19 protein-coding genes are annotated in these 22305 nt (G+C 34.1%); 12 read left to right on the top strand and 7 right to left on the bottom strand.

Annotated features, from left to right (window positions below):
• Positions 1 to 2: 2 nt before the first annotated feature.
• From HM984_RS05240 to HM984_RS05215, 6 genes are all read left to right on the top strand, one after another.
• Entirely contained in the window at positions 3 to 800 is a 798-nt protein-coding gene (locus HM984_RS05240) for a hypothetical protein (RefSeq protein WP_257018450.1), read from the top strand.
• Positions 801 to 847: 47 nt separating this feature from the next.
• Positions 848 to 1351, top strand: a complete 504-nt coding sequence (locus tag HM984_RS05235; protein WP_115811132.1) for a GbsR/MarR family transcriptional regulator — start codon at positions 848 to 850, stop codon at positions 1349 to 1351.
• A gap of 153 nt (positions 1352 to 1504) precedes the next feature.
• Entirely contained in the window at positions 1505 to 2398 is an 894-nt protein-coding gene (locus HM984_RS05230; protein ID WP_179348394.1) for a fatty acid desaturase, read from the top strand.
• 19 nt (positions 2399 to 2417) lie between these two features.
• Positions 2418 to 3302: a methyltransferase domain-containing protein gene (locus HM984_RS05225; protein ID WP_179348393.1), complete on the top strand. Its 885-nt coding sequence runs from the start codon at positions 2418 to 2420 to the stop codon at positions 3300 to 3302.
• A gap of 91 nt (positions 3303 to 3393) precedes the next feature.
• Entirely contained in the window at positions 3394 to 3951 is a 558-nt protein-coding gene (locus tag HM984_RS05220; RefSeq protein WP_179348392.1) for a sigma-70 family RNA polymerase sigma factor, read from the top strand.
• A gap of 25 nt (positions 3952 to 3976) precedes the next feature.
• Entirely contained in the window at positions 3977 to 4240 is a 264-nt protein-coding gene (locus tag HM984_RS05215) for a hypothetical protein (protein ID WP_115811142.1), read from the top strand.
• On the opposite strand, the gene HM984_RS05210 is transcribed toward HM984_RS05215, so the two are convergent.
• Positions 4217 to 5053, bottom strand: coding sequence for a UbiA prenyltransferase family protein (locus HM984_RS05210; RefSeq protein ID WP_179348390.1), 837 nt, complete (start codon positions 5051 to 5053; stop codon positions 4217 to 4219). The two genes, HM984_RS05215 and HM984_RS05210, sit on opposite strands and share 24 nt — an antisense overlap.
• A gap of 120 nt (positions 5054 to 5173) precedes the next feature.
• On the opposite strand from HM984_RS05210, the gene gcvP reads away from it, so the two are divergent.
• The 4 genes from gcvP (at position 5174) to HM984_RS05190 (ending at position 10678) form a co-directional block, all read left to right on the top strand.
• Positions 5174 to 8023, top strand: a complete 2850-nt coding sequence (gene gcvP, locus HM984_RS05205) for an aminomethyl-transferring glycine dehydrogenase (RefSeq protein WP_179348389.1) — start codon at positions 5174 to 5176, stop codon at positions 8021 to 8023.
• A gap of 172 nt (positions 8024 to 8195) precedes the next feature.
• Positions 8196 to 9254 carry a 3-oxoacyl-ACP synthase III family protein gene (locus HM984_RS05200; RefSeq protein WP_179348387.1) on the top strand — a complete coding sequence of 353 codons (1059 nt, stop codon included), beginning with the start codon at positions 8196 to 8198 and terminating at the stop codon, positions 9252 to 9254.
• Positions 9255 to 9281: 27 nt separating this feature from the next.
• The gene (locus HM984_RS05195; protein WP_179348386.1) at positions 9282 to 9803 is read left to right on the top strand and encodes a methyltransferase domain-containing protein; all 522 of its coding nucleotides are present in this window, start codon (positions 9282 to 9284) and stop codon (positions 9801 to 9803) included.
• A 23-nt stretch (positions 9804 to 9826) separates the two neighbouring features.
• On the top strand, positions 9827 to 10678 hold the full coding sequence (locus tag HM984_RS05190) for a glycosyltransferase family 2 protein (protein ID WP_179348385.1): 852 nt from the start codon (positions 9827 to 9829) through the stop codon (positions 10676 to 10678).
• A gap of 66 nt (positions 10679 to 10744) precedes the next feature.
• Here HM984_RS05190 and HM984_RS05185 read toward each other — a convergent pair whose 3' ends face one another.
• Positions 10745 to 11551: a DNA/RNA non-specific endonuclease gene (locus tag HM984_RS05185; RefSeq protein ID WP_179348383.1), complete on the bottom strand. Its 807-nt coding sequence runs from the start codon at positions 11549 to 11551 to the stop codon at positions 10745 to 10747.
• Between the two features lie 9 nt (positions 11552 to 11560).
• Entirely contained in the window at positions 11561 to 13228 is a 1668-nt protein-coding gene (pafA, locus tag HM984_RS05180; RefSeq protein WP_179348382.1) for an alkaline phosphatase PafA, read from the bottom strand.
• Positions 13229 to 13339: 111 nt separating this feature from the next.
• Between pafA and HM984_RS05175 the strand changes: the two genes are divergently transcribed.
• Positions 13340 to 14077 carry an MlaE family ABC transporter permease gene (locus HM984_RS05175; RefSeq protein WP_040756813.1) on the top strand — a complete coding sequence of 246 codons (738 nt, stop codon included), beginning with the start codon at positions 13340 to 13342 and terminating at the stop codon, positions 14075 to 14077.
• 2 nt (positions 14078 to 14079) lie between these two features.
• Positions 14080 to 14847: an ABC transporter ATP-binding protein gene (locus HM984_RS05170; protein WP_115811158.1), complete on the top strand. Its 768-nt coding sequence runs from the start codon at positions 14080 to 14082 to the stop codon at positions 14845 to 14847.
• A gap of 3 nt (positions 14848 to 14850) precedes the next feature.
• Here HM984_RS05170 and HM984_RS05165 read toward each other — a convergent pair whose 3' ends face one another.
• The 4 genes from HM984_RS05165 to HM984_RS05150 form a co-directional block, all read right to left on the bottom strand.
• The gene (locus tag HM984_RS05165; RefSeq protein WP_115811160.1) at positions 14851 to 16350 is read right to left on the bottom strand and encodes a DUF389 domain-containing protein; all 1500 of its coding nucleotides are present in this window, start codon (positions 16348 to 16350) and stop codon (positions 14851 to 14853) included.
• A gap of 3 nt (positions 16351 to 16353) precedes the next feature.
• A complete protein-coding gene (locus HM984_RS05160; protein ID WP_179348381.1) occupies positions 16354 to 17436 on the bottom strand; it encodes a mannose-1-phosphate guanylyltransferase in 1083 nt (360 codons plus the stop codon).
• Positions 17433 to 17987, bottom strand: coding sequence for a SprT-like domain-containing protein (locus HM984_RS05155; RefSeq protein WP_371312101.1), 555 nt, complete (start codon positions 17985 to 17987; stop codon positions 17433 to 17435). The genes HM984_RS05160 and HM984_RS05155 overlap by 4 nt, the downstream gene beginning before the upstream one ends.
• A gap of 173 nt (positions 17988 to 18160) precedes the next feature.
• Entirely contained in the window at positions 18161 to 22201 is a 4041-nt protein-coding gene (locus HM984_RS05150; protein ID WP_179348380.1) for an FG-GAP-like repeat-containing protein, read from the bottom strand.
• Positions 22202 to 22305: the final 104 nt, after the last annotated feature.

The following is a 22305-nucleotide window of genomic DNA, read 5'->3' as shown; positions in this document are numbered from 1 at the left end:
TTATGCGTTCACTGTTTATGAGCTTATTAAAACTTATAGGACATATCGCAATCATTGTAGTTTTAACAGCAATCACGCAAATTGGAGGTCTCATCTGGCTTCTTGCTGTTATTATTTCTTATAAAATCAAAAAGGGAAAACGTATTGTTTTCCCTTTACTTTACCTGCTATTCAACCTTGTTATAATTCCACCAATTGCTGCTCACTTTGGAAGAGAAAAATTACCGTGGTTTGACAACAATTTAAAACCTCGAAATTGGTTTTATCCTTTAGCTTTTAGGAATTATGTGAATTCAGAATTAAAAGATGTGTTGGAAAGTTCTGCTCATGATTTATCTTCTTCAGGAATTACAATCACCTATCTAGATGGTAATTTCCCATTTATTGATGGCTTTCCTTTATTGCCGCATTTAAGTCATAATGATGGTAAAAAGATAGATTTATCATTAATGTATTTAAATCACAATGGCATTTCAACATCTAAAAAACCTTCAATCTCTGGTTATGGTGTTTACGCAAATACCGATAAAAATTACACCTCTAAATCTTGTTTAGAAAAAGGTTATTGGCAATATGATTTCACGAAGTATCTCACACTTGGAACGATTCATGACTTAAAACTAGACAAGGCTAAGACTACACTTATAATTAAACAATTGCTTTCTATACCTTCAACCCATAAGATATTTATTGAACCACATCTGAAACAATCATTAGACCTAAGTCATCAGTCAAAAATTCGATTTACCGGATGCCAAGCCGTTAGACACGATGACCATATTCATTATCAAATCAAATAAACTTTCAATAATTATTGAAAGTTTAAAAATTATCATATATTTGTATTATGGAATATCAAGAGGCAAAAGAAAAATTCATAAGTACTTGGGGAAGTTTAGGTTCGCTTTGGGGCATCAATAAAGCGATGGCTCAAATACAAGCATTGCTTTTTATTTCAACTCACCCCCTGTCTATGGAAGACATTATGGAGGATCTTAAAATTTCGCGCGGTAATACGAGCATGAATTTAAGACAACTAATGGATTGGGGCATTGTAACCAAAGTATTAGTTTCTGGTGAACGCAAAGAGTTTTTTACGACGGAAAAAGATGTACAAGAATTAGCACGCATCGTAGCAAAAGAGCGTAGCCGAAGAGAAATTAGACCTGTGATTAAAGTTCTTGAAGACGTATCTACAATAAAAGATGACGGCACCGAAAAAACAAAAGAACTCATTAAACAAACCAAGGCTTTAAATCAATTAACGCAAGATTTAGATATCTTAATGAATAAGATGGTGAATCAAAAGCAAAATTGGTTAACGAAGTCGGTTTTAAAACTGATGAAGTAGGACGTATATTTTTTTAATATAAACTTTCAATTTTTTCTGAAAGTTTAAAAACAAAAGAAACATGAAATATTTTTATGATATTAACAAATCGCTAATCATTACAATGCCATTTCCCCTATTACATTTTTGTATCACTTATAAAATTAAATTATCATGAATCATAAACTCAAAACAAACGTCGGAAAGATTACTTTTTCATGGAAAAAATGCATTTGGTTATATTTAATGATACTACCAACATTTTTTATAGACTTCTCTAAAATAACTATCGAAGATATTGGACTTAACATTATATTATTATTTCTAACGGTTGGAATAGGTCATTCTGTTGGCTTGCACAGAGGTATTATTCATAAATCTTATAAGACTTCTAAATTTTTCAAAAACTTAAGTCTTTACCTATTTGTTCTAACTGGTCTCGGCAGTCCCATAAGTTGGCTAAAGCAACACTATTACAGGGACTACTGGCAAAACAGAAAAGATTGTCCAAAATACTTTCAGTACAACCATTCATTATCTACAGATTACTGGTGGAATCTTCATTTATCATTTGAACCAAACAACATCAACAGATATCATATTCCTAAAGAAGATTTAAATGATCCGATGATGAGGTGGTTAAATAAAACATGGTATTTGCACTACATAATCTTCATGCTAATACTTTCCATTTTTATTGGAATAAATAGTATGCTAATAGCAACATGTTTAAGAACATCAATAATTATTTTAGGGCATTGGTATATTGGTTATGCTTCGCACAAATACGGCTATTCAAGATATACAATTCAAAATGCCGACGAAAGCGGGTTTAATGATGTGATCTTAGGATTAATTTCTTTTGGAGAAGGGTTTCACAATAATCATCACTCTCATCCCACTTCTGCGAAATTCTCGATGAAATGGTATGAAATAGATTTTGGCTGGTCAATTATATGGCTATTATCTAAAGCCAAAATAATAACAGATGTAAAAAGTCAAAGAGGGAATCTGAAGTCAACTGCCATACTTCACAAAACCTTAAACTGGAAACTACCTAGAATTTAATTTCATAATCTCAACTATCATGAACACACAAGCACTACCTATTGACAGCTATTCTGAAAAAAACAAAATAGAAATGATAGATTTCTATAATGAAGCCTCAGAAGATTACGAATTTTGGAGTCAAGATTTTAACATGCATTTCGGATATTACGCCCCCTTTAAAACTAATCCTTTTAAACGCGACAGCATGCTTAACCAAATGAACGCTCAGGTTATAAAACGACTTCAAATTAACAATAAAAAACATAGACTCATCGATTTAGGTTGTGGTATGGGCGGCACAATGCGCTATGCCTTAAAACAACATCAAAATTTAATCACTTATGGAGTCACACTTTCTGATTTTCAGGTGAAACATGGCAATGATTTATTACAAGGAAAAAATGGTATTATTCTAAAAGAAAATTACAACAACACCTCATTTCAATCTAATTCCTTTGATTCGGCTGTAGCGATAGAAAGCTTTTGCCATTCCGGACATGGAGAAAACTCATTAAAAGAAGCTTATCGAATTTTAAAACCTGGTGGGAAATTAGTCATCGCTGATGCCTTCTTAAAAAAAGAACAATCAGAACTTTGCAAAGGAGCCGATTACGCATACAATCGTTTGTGTAACCATTGGAGCCTCGAAAAACTAGAAACTCATACTTTTATAAAACAAAAGTTACAAGACTTAGGTTTCAACAACATTAAAATTGAAGACACCTCACATAGAGTCGCCCCTTCTGTATTACATGTCCCATTTGCGATTACAGGATTTATTCTAAAAAAACTACTGAGTTTTAAACCTATTAAAAGAGAAAGTCTGCATAATTTGAAGGGTTCATTCTTCGCATTATTAACAGGACTACACATCAAAAGTTTTGGATATTATATAATTAGTGCAACAAAACATGATGGCTAATATAAATCTTACGCTAATAAGGTTTAACGTTTATTACTAAATTATTTCTCGAATTTTTAACCTATTTTTGAACCAGCAATGAAACTGAACGATGCCTAAGCATACAATAGACCCAAATAATTGGGTGAAATTATATTCAGATTACCTCTTCAATTATACGATTACTCGTGTAAATGATAGAGAAATCGCTCAAGATTTAATATCTGAAACTTTTTTAGCCGGTCTTAAATCCATGAAAAACTTTAAGGGCGAAGCTAGCGAACGAACGTGGCTCATTTCAATCTTAAAGCGAAAAATCATAGATCATTATCGTAAAATAAACTCTAACAAAGGTAAAGCCGAAGTTAGAATGACTTATAACAGTGATACTGATACTGAAGGTGATTGGCTAGAAGAACGCGTGGCAGATTCTACTGTTAAAACTGCTGAAGACACTTTGGTAAATTCAGAATTAGGCGATGCTATCTACAATTGTTTAGGAAAATTGCCAGAAAAACAAGCTGACGTTTTTAAGATGAAAACCATTTTAGGTTATGATACAGAAACCATTTGTAATGATTTAGATATTACTGCGTCTAACCTATGGGTAATTATACACAGAGCCCGAACTGCATTAGCAGAATGCATGCAAGATAATTGGTATAAATAATATTCCGTTTACAAGGACATTAAAGATGAAAAAAAGTTTTTTATTTATAAGCTGTGATGAAGCAAAACATATTTGTGATAAAGCACAATATGATGAGGCTTCTACTTGGGAACAATTCAAACTAAGACTACGTCTTATGTATTGTAATATTTCAAAGAAGTATTCTAGCAATAACACTAAACTATCCCAAACCATAGAAAAATCAAAAGTTCAGTGTCTCAAAACTGACGAACTCAATAAGCTTCAATCACAATTTGATAAAGAATTAGCGAAGCAACAACAAGATTAATAGCCAAATAATAGGTAAACCTTCTACCCAAAACGCACTAAAATAGTTTGATTGATTTTTGTTTGAAAAAAGCAGAAGCAATAGTGTAATCACCGTAATAACTACGATTGCAATTATTGATTTCTCCAATAATTGATCTTTAAAAAACTCTAATATTAAAAAAGCACCTAAAAGTACAACACCTATAATTTTAGTTTTTTTGACGCCTATTTTTTGAGGGATTGTAGCCAATTTCAAATTGTCATAATTTAGATCTCTAATCTCAAATGGCAACATTAATACAAGAACATAACTAAATCGTTGAACACTTGTAATAATCACATCCGTATTAATTGAAACGTCATGATTCACTATTGGTAAAATCACTGTTGTAAACATCCAAATCAGTGCAATGAGGTATACTTTTAAGCCACTGACTTGCCGTAAATTCTTATGATCATCAAATAAATAGCGCTTTGGAACCATAATAGGAATGGCATAAAAAAATGTAATCACCCCAAGAATTATAATGACCATTAAGGTTTCTGTTTCAAGCTTCAAAACATAATAGCACATAGCCAAAAAAGCTATAAAAGAAAATACTTGTATGGCCTTTAACCAACTTGCCAAACTGCGATGGTGAAACTTTACCACTCCAAAGTATTTTACAAAATTATACCCCGTTATTGTTGCAAAAAACACAAAAGATAGCAGGTATTTATCATAACCTAAGTCCAGCTCAATTAATGTTACCCAAGCTAAAGAACAAGCGGCTAATGCAACATGAATACTACTATTCAAATAAAAGTTAAAGATGCGTTTTAAAACTTGCATAACGCAAAAGTAAGGATTGTGTTAATAACCTCTAACATCGGTTAAAAACTTTAGTATTCCTTAACTATAAAATTAGGCTAAATCCGTACTTTTGCAGAACTAAATAAATTATTTTTATTAATGGATACAACTTCTTTTGCACTCAGACATATTGGCCCAAATTCAGATGACCAACAAGCCATGTTAGACACTATAGGTGTTAAAAATATTGAACAATTAATAACGGAAACTATTCCGGATAACATTCGCTTAGAAAACGATCTAAATCTAGATGCTGCGTTGAGTGAGCAAGAGTATCTTAGCCATATCAATGAACTATCACAACGTAATAAAATTTACAAAACATACATTGGTTTAGGGTATTACCCAACTAATTTACCTGCAGTAATACAGCGTAATGTATTAGAAAACCCAGGTTGGTATACCGCTTATACACCGTATCAAGCTGAAATTGCTCAAGGTCGATTAGAAGCCTTATTGAATTTCCAAACCATGATTATTGATTTAACAGGAATGGAAATTGCGAACGCCTCTCTTTTGGATGAAAGTACGGCTGCAGCGGAAGCTATGGCATTATTATTTGCGATTAGAGATCGTGGTCAAAAGAAAGCCAATGTCAATAAATTCTTTGTTTCAGATTTAGTTTTACCACAAACTATCGATTTACTTGAAACTAGAGCCAATCCTATAGGCATTGAATTAGTCATTGGTAACGAAACTGAATATAATCTTTCAGACGAGTATTTTGGAGCCTTAGTTCAGTATCCAGCCAAAAACGGTCAGATTACAGATATTAAATCATTTATAGAACAAGCAAACGCTAAAAATATTAAAGTTGCTGTGGCAGCTGATCTTTTAAGCTTAGTGAAGCTTGAAGCGCCAGGTAAATTTGGTGCAGATGTTGTTATTGGTACGACGCAACGTTTCGGAATACCAATGGGTTACGGAGGTCCACATGCCGCTTATTTTGCGACAAAAGACGCTTACAAACGTGATGTTCCAGGTCGTATTATTGGAGTCACAAAAGACATTACTGGTAATAGAGCTTTGCGAATGGCACTACAAACTAGAGAACAACATATTAAACGCGACAAGGCAACATCAAATATCTGTACGGCTCAAGTACTTTTAGCGGTGATGGCAGGTATGTATGCTGTTTACCATGGCCCAAAAGGCTTAACTTTTATTGCTGATAAAGTTAAAGATTCAGCTTCAACTTTAGCAAATGCTTTAGAGCGTTTAGGATTAGAACAAGTCAACTCACATTACTTTGATACGATTCAGATAAAAGCAGATGCTGTTAAAGTAAAATACGAAGCTGAGAAAAATGAAGTGAATTTTCATTATCCAGATACCAATACCATTAATATCGCTTTAAACGAAACCACTAATGTTTCAGACTTAAATGATATTATTACAATTTTTGAAAACGTAACAGGAAATACTACAGACAAAATAGAATCTATTTCAACTAACGAAACGATTCCTGCACATCTAAAACGTCAATCCGATTTTTTAACTTTTGATGTTTTTAACACGTATCATTCTGAAACGGAATTAATGCGCTACATCAAACGTTTAGAACGTAAAGATTTAGCATTAAACCACTCTATGATTTCATTAGGGTCTTGTACCATGAAATTAAATGCGGCTTCAGAAATGTTACCATTAAGCTGGCCAAGTTGGGGTAGCATGCATCCATTTGTACCAACGGAACAAGCTACGGGTTACAAATTAATGCTTAAAGAATTAGAAAATCAGTTATCAGAAATTACTGGTTTTGCAGCGACATCGCTTCAGCCAAATTCTGGTGCACAAGGTGAGTTTGCCGGATTGATGGTTATTAAAGCGTATCACGAATCTCGTGGAGATCATCATAGAAACATTTGTTTAATACCTTCGTCTGCACACGGTACAAATCCTGCGAGTGCTGTTATGGCTGGCATGAAAGTGGTTGTCACTAAAGCATCAGAAAACGGAAACATCGATGTTGAAGACTTAAGAGAAAAAGCAGAATTACATAAAGATAATCTTTCGGCAATTATGGTCACATATCCATCTACACATGGTGTTTATGAAGCTTCCATAAAAGAAATTACACAGATTATTCACGATAACGGAGGCCAAGTTTATATGGATGGTGCCAACATGAATGCGCAAGTTGGATTAACCAATCCAGGAAATATCGGAGCCGATGTTTGTCACTTAAATTTACATAAAACCTTTGCGATTCCTCATGGAGGTGGTGGACCAGGAGTTGGACCAATTTGTGTAGCCAAACAATTAGTACCCTTTTTACCAGGAAACCCAATCATAAAAACGGGAGGCCATCAAGCTATTACAGCAATTTCAGGAGCACCTTTTGGATCTGCTTTAGTATGTCTTATTTCTTATGGTTATATAAAAATGTTAGGCTATAGAGGTTTGAAAAAAGCAACCGAAGTTGCCATTTTAAATGCCAACTATATTAAAGAACGTTTAAACGGATCTTACCCAACTTTATACTCTGGAGAAAAGGGAAGAGCTGCTCACGAAATGATTATTGATTGTCGTGATTTTAAAGCCAACGGTATTGAAGTTACAGACATTGCAAAACGTTTAATGGATTATGGTTTTCATGCACCAACAGTGTCATTCCCCGTTGCAGGAACCATGATGATTGAACCTACTGAAAGCGAAAGTAAAGCTGAAATGGATCGTTTTTGTGATGCTATGATTTCAATTCGAAAAGAAATTGATGCATCATCTAAGGACGAATCTAATAATATGCTAAAAAATGCACCACACACCTTAGGTATGCTTACCGCTGATGAATGGTCATTACCATATAGCAGAGAAGCTGCAGCATTTCCATTAGATTTTGTTAGAGATAATAAATTTTGGCCAAGTGTGAGGCGTGTCGATGATGCCTATGGAGATCGTAACTTAATATGTAGTTGTGCTCCAATTGAAGCTTATATGGATGCTTAGTTTTAATCGATAAATATTAAAAAAAAAGTATTCAAATTGAATACTTTTTTTTGCTTTTTATAAATTATAGACGACTATAATTATGAATTCTTTAAAAATTCTTGCTTTAGAACTGTAAATAACAAAATGTATATATTATTAGTTAGTTTCGTAACTATGAAAACAATTAACAATGGCAATTAAAATAACAGGTACAGGGAGTTATATTCCTAATACTATTGAAAAAAACGAGGATTTTTATAATCATCAGTTTTTAAATGCTGATGGTTCTTCTATCAATAGCCCAAATGAAATTATTGTAGAAAAATTTAAGGCTATTACAGGTATACAAGAACGCCGTTATATTGAGGATGATCTCTTAAATTCTGATATTGCTTTTTTTGCTGCTCAAAAGGCTATAGATGATGCAAAAATAGATAAAGAAAGTATCGATTATATCATTGTAGCACATAATTACGGTGATGTTAAACATAATGCAGAACAAAGTGATACCGTACCTAGTATGGCATCTAGAGTGAAGCATTTATTACAAATTAAAAACCCTAAATGTGTTGGGTACGATTTACTTTTTGGTTGTCCTGGTTGGATAGAAGGCGTTATACAAGCTAAAGCGTTTATCGCTGCTGGTATTGCCAAACGTTGTTTAGTAATTGGCTCAGAAACCTTGTCTAGAGTTATAGATCAACATGATAGAGACTCTATGATTTATAGCGATGGTGCAGGCGCTGTCATCATAGAAGAAACAGATGAAGAAGGAGGTATTTTGGCGCACGAATCTGCTACTTACGCTTTAGACGAAGCCCATTTTATTTACTTCGGAGAAACCAATAACCCTGAAGTTACAGCCAAGCGACGTTACATTAAAATGTATGGTCGTAAGATTTATGAATTTGCATTGTCTAACGTTCCTAAAGCGTTAAAAACATGTCTTGACAATAGTGGAGTTTCAATTACTGATGTCAAAAAAATATTGATTCATCAGGCGAATGAAAAAATGGATGAAGCTATCGTTAAGCGTTTTTACAAATTACACCAAATGGAAATGCCCGAAGGTATTATGCCGATGACGATTAACAGATTAGGAAATTCTAGTGTGGCAACTGTACCGACTTTATTCGATATGATTCTAAAAGGCCAAGTAAAAAATCAAGAGATTAACAAAGGGGATATTATTATGTTTGCTAGTGTTGGTGCTGGTATGAACATAAATGCTATTGTATATAAATATTGATCTAAAAGATTGCTTTAAAATCCATTTATGTACGAAAAAACATATCCAAATAAACGCTTTAAACTTACCCTTCAGTTTTTACAAAAACACATTAACACATCAGAATCTATTTTAGATTTAGGGGTTAAGAATCCCTTTTCTGAAATTATGATTTCTGAAGGGTTTTCTGTTGAAAATACAACCGGAGAAGATTTGGATGAAAATCAATCGGCAATAGAAACGTCTTCTGCTGACGTTATAACGGCGTTTGAGATTTTTGAACATTTATTATCACCTTATGAGATTTTAAAATCTATTAAAGCCAATAAATTAGTTATTAGTGTGCCTTTAAAATTATGGTTTGCTCCTGCTTACAGAAGTAAAACTGATATGCGAGATAGACATTACCATGAATTTGAAGATTGGCAACTCGATTGGCTATTAGAAAAAACAGGATGGACCATTAAAGACAGACAACAATGGACCAATCCGGTAAATAAAATAGGCATTAGACCTATTTTAAGACGGTTTACGCCGCGTTACTACATTGTATATGCAGAAAGAGTTTAACTTTGAAAAAACAGCTTTCAATTTTGAACTTTTATATTATCATTCCGGCTCACAACGAAGAAGATTACATTGGTAAAACTTTAGACTCTTTAGTTAAGCAAACGTTGTTGCCGAAGAAAGTTGTTGTTGTGAATGATCATTCTTCAGATAACACTCAAAGTATTGTAGAAGATTATTCTTCAAAACATCCTTGGATCTCTTTATTAAATTCAAAATCGTCGGACAAACATTTACCTGGTTCTAAAATTATTAGTGCTTTTAATAAGGGCTTAGCCTCACTTAACGATGATTACGACATTATCTGTAAGTTTGATGCGGATTTAATTTTCCCTGAAAATTATTTAGAACAGTTAGCCAATCATTTCAATTCGAATAAAAATTTAGGAATGGCTTCGGGGTTCTGTTATATTGAAAAGCAAAACAAATGGATTCTCGAAAACCTAACGAATAAAGATCATATTAGAGGTGCTTTAAAAGCGTATAAAAAAGATTGCTTTAAACAAATAGGACAACTTAAACCTTCTATGGGATGGGATACGGTAGATGAATTATTAGCTAAATACAATGGCTGGGAAATTCTTACTGACGAAACACTCCATGTAAAACATTTAAAACCCACAGGACAATCGTACAATAAAGCCTCCAAATATTTACAGGGTGAAGCCATGTACAAAATGCGTTATGGCTTATGGATCACCTTAATTTCTGCATTAAAATTGGCTTCAAAAAAAGGAAGCTTCAAACTTTTTAAAGATTATATGTCCGGTTATTTTAGAGCTAAAACTAATAAATTAGAATTTTTAGTTTCTAATGAAGAAGGTCAATTTATTCGAAATTTACGCTGGGATGGCATAAAGGAGAAATTTCTAAAATAAAGATCTCAATTTTACCAATAAGTTATTGCTTTTTGAATTAGAGATTCCTGCCTTCGCAGGAATTGGCTAAAAACTCCAGCTTTTATAACTGCTTGATGCTTCTAATTTATTTTCAATCGCATCATCTAATTGTGGGAAGAAATCAATTCCTGTTAAGGCTTCAACTTTATCAACTGAAACCACAAATTTATACAATGGTAAATCTGAATCTTCATGATTCATTAAAAACGCAAGTACTTTTATTTTTCCATTGGTATTGTCTAAAATGACTTTATAAAATTGATTTGGTACTGCTACATCTTCATCACCAATCACTTTTAGTCCATTTTCAAGAATACCTCCAGTGACTACAAAAACACCATCATTCTTTTTTGCCCAATAACGTACTTTTTGTTCTAAGCGATTCCACACTCCAGCATTAAATTTATGTTCTTGTGGACTAATATTACTCGTTAAAAAAGTTTCATCATGTGCCTCTTGGGTAAATCGTCTATCTCCAGCAGGACATAAATGCCCTTTGTCGTAACCCGATTTTTTATAATTACGCCAATGCGCTGCACCAGTTCTTACGGTATTATCAATTTCAAAATAAGGTCTTTTATGGTTTGTTGAACTTATATGCGATGCTTTCAACTCATAAGCCACCCATTCTGCTTGTTCGTGAGGCTCACTATATGATAAGGAATAGTTTTTATGATGTATAATTTGATTGGTGGTACTTGTTGGCAAATAATACACGTTAGTGCTTTCTTTTAAAGTCGCACCTTCATTTACAATCTCGGTTTTCGCGTTAGACTCTAAAAAATAATCATAGCTGTATATGCCAATCACTATAATTACTGCAATGATTGTAAAAATGGGTTTTCTTTTCAAAATATGGTATTAATCTATCACAAATCCTAAAGGCTGCCCTGTAGCGCCATTAGGAAAACTAATCCCTAATAATGCAGAAATTGTAGGTGCAATATCCGGAATTACGGTTTTATTAAACGTTTCACCATGCTTAATGCCTTTTCCGAAAAATAACAATGGCACATGTGTGTCATAATTTAAACCACTACCGTGCGTAGATCCTGTTTTACCATAAGAAATAAAAGAGGTATCATTTACCAATATTACATCACCTGAACGTTTTTGATTAAAGCCGTTTTGCAACAAATCTTCTATTCCACCGTAAAAACCTGTTGAGCCCATTGTTGTTCCTGTATAAACTTTAGAAACATTAAGGTAACTTAATTGTTCCATAGCAATAGCATCTTGTACATCGCTAAGTTTTAATCCTAACTCCTTAACCTTATTTCTATCTAAAAATATTTGGTCGTTACTGATATTCTCTACAATAGAATCAGTCCCATAAGTCGCTTCTAAAAAGGCATTAAATATTGCCTTTCTATCCTTATTATTTACATAACCTGCAGGCACTTTTAATGAACTTAAATAAGAAGGCACGTCTATTGCCCCATGATCTGCTGTTAAAAAAACAGTGTATTCTCCTTTTCCAACTGTGGTATCTAAATACTCAAATAAACGCTCCAAATCTTTATCTAAACGCAAATAGGTGTCTTGAACTTCCTTTGAGTTCACTCCGAAGTTATGCCCCACGTAATCGGTCGCTGAAAAGCTTACCGCTAAAACATCCGTAATTTGGTCTTGACCTAAACCTTCCGCTTCAATTGCAGCCATTGCAAAATCTGCTGTTAAGCTATTACCATAAGGTGTGGCTTTTAAAATATCGTAACCTCTATTGTCTTTACTTAATGCTTTTAAATCATAAGGAAATGTTGCTTTTTCTTTACCTTTAAAACCACCTTCAAACGTATTCTCATCAACTCCACTTTCTGTATATGTTGAAATATCATATAATGTATTCCATTCTTTCAAATAAGATTCTGCATGTGTTGAAGCATTAAAGTTCAATACCCATTCTGGTAACTCAGTCATGTAATGAGAACTTGAAATCCAACGCCCTTCATCCCTTCCATGAAACCAATACGCTGCATTTGCCGTATGACCTGCAGGCAAAATTGCTCCTCTATCTTTTAAAGAAATCCCAATTGTTTTACCTTGGCCTTGTGTAAATAACCTATTCTCATCTGCAAAAGTTGTAGTTTGCATTCTGTGTGGTGACATTTTGCCTGCCTTATCTTCGGTTCCTACAGATTGTGCATCGTCATCACCTGCGCAATACACCATTCCCTTTGTTTCTTTATCGTACCAATTGTTACCAATTATACCATGAATTTTCGGTGTGGTCCCTGTATAAACAGAAGCATGACCAGGACCAGTATACGTTGGCACATAGTTGAAATGATTGTTTTTACAGTTAAACCCTTCATTTATCATACGATTAAAACCACCATCTCCAAATTTAGATTCAAAACGTGTTAAGTAATCATAACGCATTTGATCTACAACAATACCAACGACTAACTTTGGCCTATCGTTAGATTCTAAAACTGAAGTTTCTATTTTTGTATCAGTAGTTGTATTTTGCGCACCACAAGAGGAAAACATAAATAAAACAACAATTAAAGAGACGATATTTTTCATTTGAATATGACATTATTGTGAGTTTCAAAAATACAATTTTTAAATTATCTTAGTTTAAATTAACATTAATAACTAATCCTTTTTTATACTTTAGCATTAATAAAATATAACATGACTTACCTACATAACATAGGCACCTATTTTATAATGATTAAAGATATTTTTCGCAGACCTACTAAGTGGTCAGTGATGAAACCTTTAATTCTAAAAGATATTGATGATCTTATAATTGGTTCTTTAGGCATTGTTGCCTTTATTTCATTTTTTGTTGGAGGCGTTGTGGCTATCCAAACTTCGTTGAATATGACGAGTCCATTAATGCCAAAATCTCTAGTAGGTTTTGCTACACGACAATCCATCATTCTCGAATTTGCACCAACTTTTATCTCCATTATTATGGCTGGTAAAGTGGGTTCTTTTATTACCTCGAGTATAGGAACAATGCGTGTTACAGAGCAAATTGATGCTTTAGAAGTTATGGGAATAAATGCCATTAACTATCTCGTCTTTCCAAAATTTATAGCTTTAACACTTTATCCATTTGTAATTTCTATTGCGATGTTTTTAGGAATTCTAGGTGGACTTATGGCCTGTGTATATGGAGGTTACGGCACTATGGAAGACTATGTAGAAGGTGTTCAGATGGATTTTATTCCATTCCATTTCTTTTATGCCTTTATTAAAACTTTTGTGTTTGCTTTTTTACTAGCAACTATACCATCGTATTATGGGTATTTTATGAAAGGTGGAGCTTTAGAAGTTGGTAAGGCTAGTACAACCTCTTTTGTTTGGACTAGTGTTATGATTATACTTGTCAACTTTTTACTAACCAGTTTATTACTCGGCTAATTATGATAGAAGTTAAAGACTTAAAAAAATCCTTTGGTGATACCCAAATTTTAAAAGGAATAACAACTTCTTTTGAAAAAGGAAAGACCAACTTAGTTATTGGCCAAAGTGGTTCTGGTAAAACCGTATTTTTAAAATGCTTGCTTGGATTATTTGAATACGAAAGTGGATCCATTTCTTATGAAGGAAAAAACTTCAGTAAATTATCAAGAGATGAAAAAACCAATTTACGTTCAGAAATGGGCATGGTTTTTCAAGGGAGTGCGCTTTTTGATTCCATGACTATTGCTGAAAATGTAATGTTTCCTTTGCGTATGTTTACAAAACAGAGCAAAAGTGAAATGGAAGATAGAGTCAATGAGGTTTTAAAACGCGTGAATCTAGATGACGCTCACAAAAAAATGCCAAGTGAAGCTTCTGGTGGTATGCAAAAACGTGTTGCCATTGCCCGAGCGATAGTTAACCGACCAAAATATCTGTTTTGTGATGAACCTAACTCTGGTTTAGATCCTAAAACAGCCATAGTTATTGATAACTTAATTCAGGAAATCACAGATGAGTTTAATATCACAACCGTGGTTAACACACATGATATGAACTCCGTTATGGAAATAGGAGAAAAAATCGTTTTTCTAAAAAATGGTTTATTAGAATGGGAAGGCTCTAGTGAAACAATATTTAGAACCGACAACGAAGCTGTAACCAACTTCGTTTATTCGTCTGAACTATTTAGAAAAGTACGTAAAATGTACCTTGAAGAAAGCGAATAACTTTTAGTTACGCTTAATAAATACGGTATCTACTTTTAATTCATTTTTTAACCACTTTTGCAAATCGCGTTCCTTTGTGTAAACCAAGCTATCTGAAAGTTGAACCTTCCATCTTACATTAACTACTGTAATAGTATCTATATTAATAAAGTCTTTTGACTCCAACATCTTAGCGTAACCAAAATACTCTAAATCACTAAACTTAATTTTAGCATCGCGAGAGAGCGAACTAAACGATACTCCGTTTTGAGTAGTGCTTTTAGACTCTATAACCTTATTCAATTTAGAGATATTAGCTTGTAATTCTTCAATTTGATTTTGCAGCCCATCAATGACATTATCTTTTCGATCTGATTCTGCATAAGCTCTATCTAATGATTCCATTAAACGGTCTGCACTTCTGGTTTTATTGGCATTTATGATTAATTCAAAATCTTTAATGCTCTCGTATTTATGTATATCGTTTTGTAAAGCTGAGACCATTTCATCACTTACATCACCATTAAAATGCAAGCGGATTATTTTATTATCAGAATCTAAATCATCATCCTTTCGCTGTAGCCAAAGGTTGTCATTGTTTTCAATATCGCTTTTAACAAAATTATCAAAATCTCTTTTGTATTTACTTTCTTGTAATACAGTTAAAAACGTCCAAATTGCAGGAAGCATAACGACCACAGCAACTAGCATTGCAAATCGAGAAGTTCGTTTTCGCTTTGCGGAATTGGCATACTTTAACATTGGAAAACGCAACAACTTTAATACTAAAAATGTTGCTAAGGCGATAAAAATGGTATTTATCGTAAATAAATACATGGCTCCTCCAAAATACTCCCAGTTCCCTATTGCTAAGCCATAACCAGCCGTACATAAAGGTGGCATTAAGGCTGTTGCAATAGCAACACCAAAAATAACCGAAGCGATAGTTCCTTTTTTAGTTCGTGCAATTATTAACGCTAAACCTCCAAAAAAGGCAATAAGTACATCTCGTATATCAGGACGTGTTCTACCTAAGAGTTCTGATGTATCTGCACTTAATGGAAACAACCAAAAGAATAAAAATGCGGTTAATAAACTTAGCACAATCATAATGGCTAAATTGATAAGCGATTTTCTTAAAGTATCAATATCGTTGATAGCGATTGAAAGTCCAACCCCCAAAATCGGCCCCATTAATGGTGAAATTAACATGGCACCAATCACCACAGCTGTAGAGTTTGCATTAAGACCAATAGATGCCACAAAAATTGAACAGACCAAAATCCAAGCTGTAGCTCCTTTAAATGGAATATCTGCTTTTATGGCTGTAATCGTAGCATCTCTATCCGTATCATCTCTAAAATCGAGCAGTTCGCTTAAAAATGTTTTTATACTAGCAAATAAACCTTGAGCGTCTTTTTTTACAGCAGCTTTTTTTTCTTCAACTGCAGCTTCCTTGTTCATCTCATTGGTCACCTGAGAATTCTCATCCTCAGAAAAATTGAATTTATTTTCGTCACTCATAGTTTACCCGTATTCTTCTCCAAAATTGGCTTTCACATTCTGAAGTACTTTTTTAATATCTTGTTCTTTTGCCTTAGGAAAGATAAGTAAAACTTCGTCTTTATCTACAATTATGTAATCTTTTAGTCCATCGACAACAACAATTTTATTCGCCTTAGAACGAATCATATTCCCACTAGCATCTTCTAATAACGTTTTGGCATTAACCACTGCATTATCATTGTCATCTTTATCTAATTTATCATATAAACTACCCCAGGTTCCCAGATCATTCCAATCGAAAGTTGCAGGAATCACATAGACATTGCTACTCTTTTCCATTAATGCGTAATCGACAGAAATATTTTCTGCTTTTTGATAATTTTCTTTAATAAAGTCATCTTCGTGCTCAGTGTTATATACGCTATAACCACTTTCAAACAATTGAAACAACTCTGGTTGATTGTTTTTAAAAGCCGAAATAACCGATTTTGCACTCCACATAAAAATCCCAGCATTCCATAAGAAGTTTCCTTGACTTATAAAAGACTTTGCCGTTTCATAATCTGGCTTTTCTCTAAATTGGCTCACTTGTTTAATTTCAGTTGTTGCCGATTTATCATATTCAATATAACCATAACCGGTATTAGGAAATGTAGGAGTAATCCCTAAAGTCATTAGTGCATCGTTAGATTCGCAATACTCAAAAGCTGTTTTTACGTTATTAGAAAACGCTTGCTCATCTTCAATCCAATGATCACTTGGAGCCACAATCATTACAGCATCCTCATTTTCTTTCTGAATTTTTAAGGCTGCATATAATATACAAGGAGCCGTATTACGCATGGCTGGCTCTAAAACCACTTGTCGTTTTGTAACGTTTGGTAATTGTTCAAAAACGAGATCGTTATAGCGTTCGTTAGTTAATATGAAAATGTTTTCTTCTGGAATTAACTGTGCTAAGCGGTGAAATGTTTTTTGTATTAAGGTATCACCTGTACCAAGCATATCGTGAAACTGCTTAGGAAAATCTTGTGTACTTACAGGCCAAAATCTTGATCCAACTCCACCTGCCATTAAAATGGCGTAATAATTTTTATTCTTCATTCTTCTAATAATTCAACTTCTGCATTAGGGTTAAACAAATATAACTTACCTGTTTTAACTTCTAGACATTCAAACCGTTTTCTTCGTTGTTTTCCTTGTTTAAAAATTCTTCCATTATACAACTTAAACTCCTTTCCTAATGGCACTTCAAACACATAGGTCTTATCGCTATTTTCGTCATATTGTTTTAGGGCATAGGCGAGCTGCGTATCTGTATCGCTAGACGCTTTTGGGTTTTTAAAGTGCTTAGCCAATAACGGCAATATCTCTAAAGGAAAAATTTCTGGCCTTAAAAATGGTAACATTAAATGTTGAAACGTTTGCTTCCACTCTTTCCCATGTGGTTTAATCGATCTACCATACTTAGTATACGCTTCAAAATGGGCAACCTCATGAACAAGCGTTATTAAGAACCGATAGCTATTCAGATTTGAATTTACTGTAATCTGATGTTTCCCATTGGGTAGTTCTCTATAATCTCCGTGCCGCGTTTTACGTTCATTTTTCACTTTTACGATTAAGGAATCAATAGCTAAAAGCTCTGTAATCATCGGTTGCGCCGCAGTAGGAACAAAATTTAAAAGCTGTGTCTGCATTGCTGCAAAAATAAGCGTTAAATTATTACTTTTTAGGTGTTTTCCAATCAAAATGAATACCATAGAACTGTAATTACAAATTACGAAACACGACTGGCAATAACAATGAAACTACAACATCGCATAGCTTAATTACGAACGACAATCATTTTAGAATCTGCATTAATCTTCAACAAATACAACCCTGTTTCTGCAGACACTAACCTTATAGTTGTTGTGTTGGTAAGCGCATCATAACTTCTATTTTGTATTTCAATTTTTCGTCCTCTCATATCAAACACCTCAATAACTGCGTTAGCTGTCGTATTTGAGATATTTACTTCTCGGTTTGTTGTTGGATTAGGGTACACTCCGAATATCAAAGCCGACTCTTCAACGTGTAATTCTTCACCTTCAAAATATGGTACTGCAAAACTAAAAGTGTCTTCCGCTACAACCTGACCAACAAATCTGCCAGGAATATCGTCGGCAGGTGGATGTATACCTCCCCACATACGACTTAAACTGGTTTGATCTGAAGCATCTCTATAGGTTGCCCACTGCAGCACTATATCTTGTGATGGTCCCTCTTCAAAAACTAAAAACTTGTTCTTTTTTGCTACAAATTCCGCCATTCCTCCAGGAAAAAACGGATCACCTGTCATCATAGTCATTAATTCTGCAGCGGCTCTAGAATAAGTAGAATGGCCAGATACAAAACCGGCAAATGGTGGCGTTACAAAAGTTGGTCTTTGGTATGGGTACCAATCTTCAGCTAATATCCATCCGACTCCTGCTTGGTCTGTTTCTGCATTATTTATGGCGTCGTGTCCTTTCCATGTATACAATTTTATTTTACCAATATGCTCCTCAAAAAGCCCAGCTAATGGATCCCCTAATTCAACTACTTCAATATATCCATCGATGAGTTCTATACCAGTAACACTATAATTAGATAACGAAGGGTTGGTACTTTGCCCTTGTCCAGCCATGTAACGTATCGCAGATATTGGCCTTATATAATCGTACCACCCTTTAATACTCCATGCAGAAATTGCTGCATCATGCATACCTCCACCGAGTATAAAATATGATTTAACATCCCATTCTAACGGTTCTAGAATTTCTCCTTCACCTTGGAATCGTTTTTCAAAATCGTGATGATCACTAACATAATTTAAGAGAGAAAACCAATGACCCGGTGGTGTTTCGGAATCTGGACCATCTGCCCAAAATTCAGCTAACACCCTGGTATAATCACCACGAGGTACAATATTTGGTTCATATGGGTTACCTGTAAACGGATTAATAGCATGTCCGTTACTATTTGATCCTCCTTCTGTAAAATCATAAAAACTTGGATAGTCCTCATAGGCCATAGGAAATGTACTAATATCCACATTACCAATAGAACTTGGTGAAATATCCCACATAACATTATCGCTAGGATCTAAATGTGATTGCCAAACTGAGACCATTGAAAAGCCCCATTTATAAGCATCACTTTCTGATGTGTTTTCTGTTGTACTGATATATGGCGGATGCGATGGGTCGTGGTACACATTATACGTATTCCCATCCCTTTGGTAACTTGTCATCCCCTCATCTGTTAATGCAAATGCGGATACATTTCCCCATTCTGGACTTAAAAAAGGAGGTACATCACCCTCTACTAGATTTCCACTTTGATCAATAAATGTTTCTAAACTTAGTGGCTCCCATCTGTTAGGGTCGTTTATTAATGGATGGAAAGAGACATCTAAGGCATAAGGGGCATTTACGGGTTGATAATAGGCATTATCATAACCTGTGGCTTCTCTGGATCCGTCTTGTAAACCATAATCTATTAAAGTCTGACCAACAAAATTTCCTAAAGCTGCTGCATTGCCATCTTCATATAATAACGATGTAAATAGTGTATTATAACCTAAGTTATCCATTAACAAATCAAATCTGGCTTGAGTAATATCCACATTGGGAGAATTTTGAAAACGATGCGTTAATAAACGATACATAGCAAAACTAATTGCTTTCCGCTCGGACTCTTCTCTGTTTTCGGATGGAGTAAATTCTTCCAAGGTACTACTAAATCCATGTACTGTATTTCCTATTAAATAAGGATCAGCGATATCATCATAAATTGCCCAAACATCATACATTGCCACACTCGAATGAAATAAATTTCGGGCGTGTATGGTAGGCCTAGCATAATCTCTTCTTATCGCCTCGAGTAAAGCCTCATTCCATAGTCTTGCAATAGATACGTCTTCAGGAAGATTATCAGCATTTAAGCTCACTTCAACAGACGTCCCCAAACTAGAACAATTCTCGTTAGATTCTGTTACTGAAATGGACCCCGATTCTACTATATGCCATTTTACGGATATGGTGTCAGTACTCTGACCACTTAAAATTTCACCTCCAACAACTTGCCAGTTGGCTATAGATTCCGCCCCAATACTATAACTGTAAATCTCTGTTTTTAAAAACGATGATGCCAAATTACCTACAATGGTATTTGGAGTAATATAACTACAAGAGCCATCATCTAATGTTGCATTAGTATCGTAGCTACAAGATAAAGGATCAGTACACCCATAAACTTTTATACTCGGTACAACCGTTAACTCCTCATAACCTTGCCCTTCTGTTGCTTTTATGGTAATATCTACATCTAAATTATTAAAAGTCTCAATTGAACCAGACGGCCATTTAATTTCTAAAGCGGTAATAGCGGTAGCATCACCTAGACCAAAATGCACAGCTTGTAAACTTTGACTTAAAAAACCAACCCCAGCGTAGTACCGTTTTAAAGTTCCATTTGCAGTTGTTAATGTGAGTTCGGTACCTATAGCATCACGGTTTGATATTGTACCTTCTAATTGAATTTTAAAAAAATGCAAATCAGAATCAGTGGTATCAAAATTTAATGTTTTGTTTTCGTATAAAAATGAAGACCTATCGCTATTAGTAACAAATAAATCAATATCACCATCATTATCGTAATCCCATTCAATAGCTTCAACACTAGTGGTTATTTCATTTAAGCCTAATTGAGCTGATACATCCTCAAATTTATTTAAACCTTCAGCAAAACTACTTTTATAATAAAAATTCGGTTCTGCTGTTCTATTGCCAAAATTGTAACCATTAGCTATATATAAATCTACATCACCATCTAAATCAAAATCTGAAAATTTAACACCCCAAGACCAGCCAGTATTATCAACGTGAAAATCACTTGCGACGTCTGTAAATGAATTACCACCATTATTTTGAAGTAAGAAATTTTGATTTATACTGGTTATAAAAAAATCAAAGCTACCGTCATTATTATAGTCACCTATGGTAATGCCCATATCATTTCCTACCGTATTCAATCCAAATTCCTCAGCTTGATCCTCAAAGGAAACTCCACCATTATTGATATATACATAATTAGGTTCTGTAAGGTCATTTGAAACCAATAAATCCATAAAACCATCATTATTAAAATCAAAAGGTAATGCCATATAACTCTCTCTCCCAAGACTCGTAAAAACTCCTGTTAAAACGGTGACATCAGTAAAGGTATCATCACCATTATTTTTATAAAGCTGATTACTTCCACAGCCATTCCAATCATTTATATAGATATCTAAAAAACCATCGTTATTATAATCAAACCAAGTTGCTCCGGTATAACGGCAAAGGTTCGTCGGCTGAAAGCCCGCACTGTCAGTAATATTTGAAAAAGTACCGTCACCTAAATTTTTCCATAATTGTACTTTTAGAGAATTCGTTAAAAATAAATCAGGATAACCATCATTATTTATATCTCCCCAAAACGCCCCATTTTTAATGCCATCTAAACCAAAATACTCACTACCTCCTTCATCTTGCGTCACTAAATTAATAAAGCCTGCTATGTCTGTAACATCTGTAAATGTGCCGTCATTATTATTTTGAAATAAGCGACTTAATGTTTTTAGGCTATCTGGATCATCCTTTGCCTTAGCAACAACAAACACATCTAAATCACCATCGCCATCGTAATCGGCAACTGCTACTCCATTATTTTCTCGAAGCGTACCCAAACCCACAGTGTTCTCAACACGATTAAATACTTGAGCATTCCCATTTTGGACAATAAAAGTTATTAATAAAACTATGAAAAACGATAGATTTTGGTTGCGTAGTTTTTTAATCATGCTGTATATTTTTCCTAAATATAAAAATAAGCATTAACATTCTGTTAACTTTTAAAACAATAACATCTGACAGAAAGCTTTACAGCGATATTACCAATGAATTC

It is taken from the genome of Winogradskyella pacifica, assembly GCF_013403915.1.
GTDB classification, from domain to species: Bacteria; Bacteroidota; Bacteroidia; order Flavobacteriales; family Flavobacteriaceae; genus Winogradskyella; species Winogradskyella pacifica.
This window is presented reverse-complemented; position numbering and strand designations above follow the sequence as displayed.

Coding starts and splice junctions, on each gene's coding strand:
- HM984_RS05200 (WP_179348387.1), top strand. CDS start 8,196: ATGGCAATTAAAATAACAGGTACAGGGAGTTATATTCCTAATACTATT.
- HM984_RS05215 (WP_115811142.1), top strand. CDS start 3,977: ATGAAAAAAAGTTTTTTATTTATAAGCTGTGATGAAGCAAAACATATT.
- HM984_RS05150 (WP_179348380.1), bottom strand. CDS start 22,201: ATGATTAAAAAACTACGCAACCAAAATCTATCGTTTTTCATAGTTTTA.
- HM984_RS05175 (WP_040756813.1), top strand. CDS start 13,340: ATGACTTACCTACATAACATAGGCACCTATTTTATAATGATTAAAGAT.
- HM984_RS05225 (WP_179348393.1), top strand. CDS start 2,418: ATGAACACACAAGCACTACCTATTGACAGCTATTCTGAAAAAAACAAA.
- HM984_RS05230 (WP_179348394.1), top strand. CDS start 1,505: ATGAATCATAAACTCAAAACAAACGTCGGAAAGATTACTTTTTCATGG.
- HM984_RS05170 (WP_115811158.1), top strand. CDS start 14,080: ATGATAGAAGTTAAAGACTTAAAAAAATCCTTTGGTGATACCCAAATT.
- HM984_RS05160 (WP_179348381.1), bottom strand. CDS start 17,436: ATGAAGAATAAAAATTATTACGCCATTTTAATGGCAGGTGGAGTTGGA.
- HM984_RS05195 (WP_179348386.1), top strand. CDS start 9,282: ATGTACGAAAAAACATATCCAAATAAACGCTTTAAACTTACCCTTCAG.
- pafA (WP_179348382.1), bottom strand. CDS start 13,228: ATGAAAAATATCGTCTCTTTAATTGTTGTTTTATTTATGTTTTCCTCT.
- HM984_RS05155 (WP_371312101.1), bottom strand. CDS start 17,987: ATGATTACAGAGCTTTTAGCTATTGATTCCTTAATCGTAAAAGTGAAA.
- HM984_RS05210 (WP_179348390.1), bottom strand. CDS start 5,053: ATGCAAGTTTTAAAACGCATCTTTAACTTTTATTTGAATAGTAGTATT.
- HM984_RS05165 (WP_115811160.1), bottom strand. CDS start 16,350: ATGAGTGACGAAAATAAATTCAATTTTTCTGAGGATGAGAATTCTCAG.
- gcvP (WP_179348389.1), top strand. CDS start 5,174: ATGGATACAACTTCTTTTGCACTCAGACATATTGGCCCAAATTCAGAT.
- HM984_RS05220 (WP_179348392.1), top strand. CDS start 3,394: ATGCCTAAGCATACAATAGACCCAAATAATTGGGTGAAATTATATTCA.
- HM984_RS05235 (WP_115811132.1), top strand. CDS start 848: ATGGAATATCAAGAGGCAAAAGAAAAATTCATAAGTACTTGGGGAAGT.
- HM984_RS05240 (WP_257018450.1), top strand. CDS start 3: ATGCGTTCACTGTTTATGAGCTTATTAAAACTTATAGGACATATCGCA.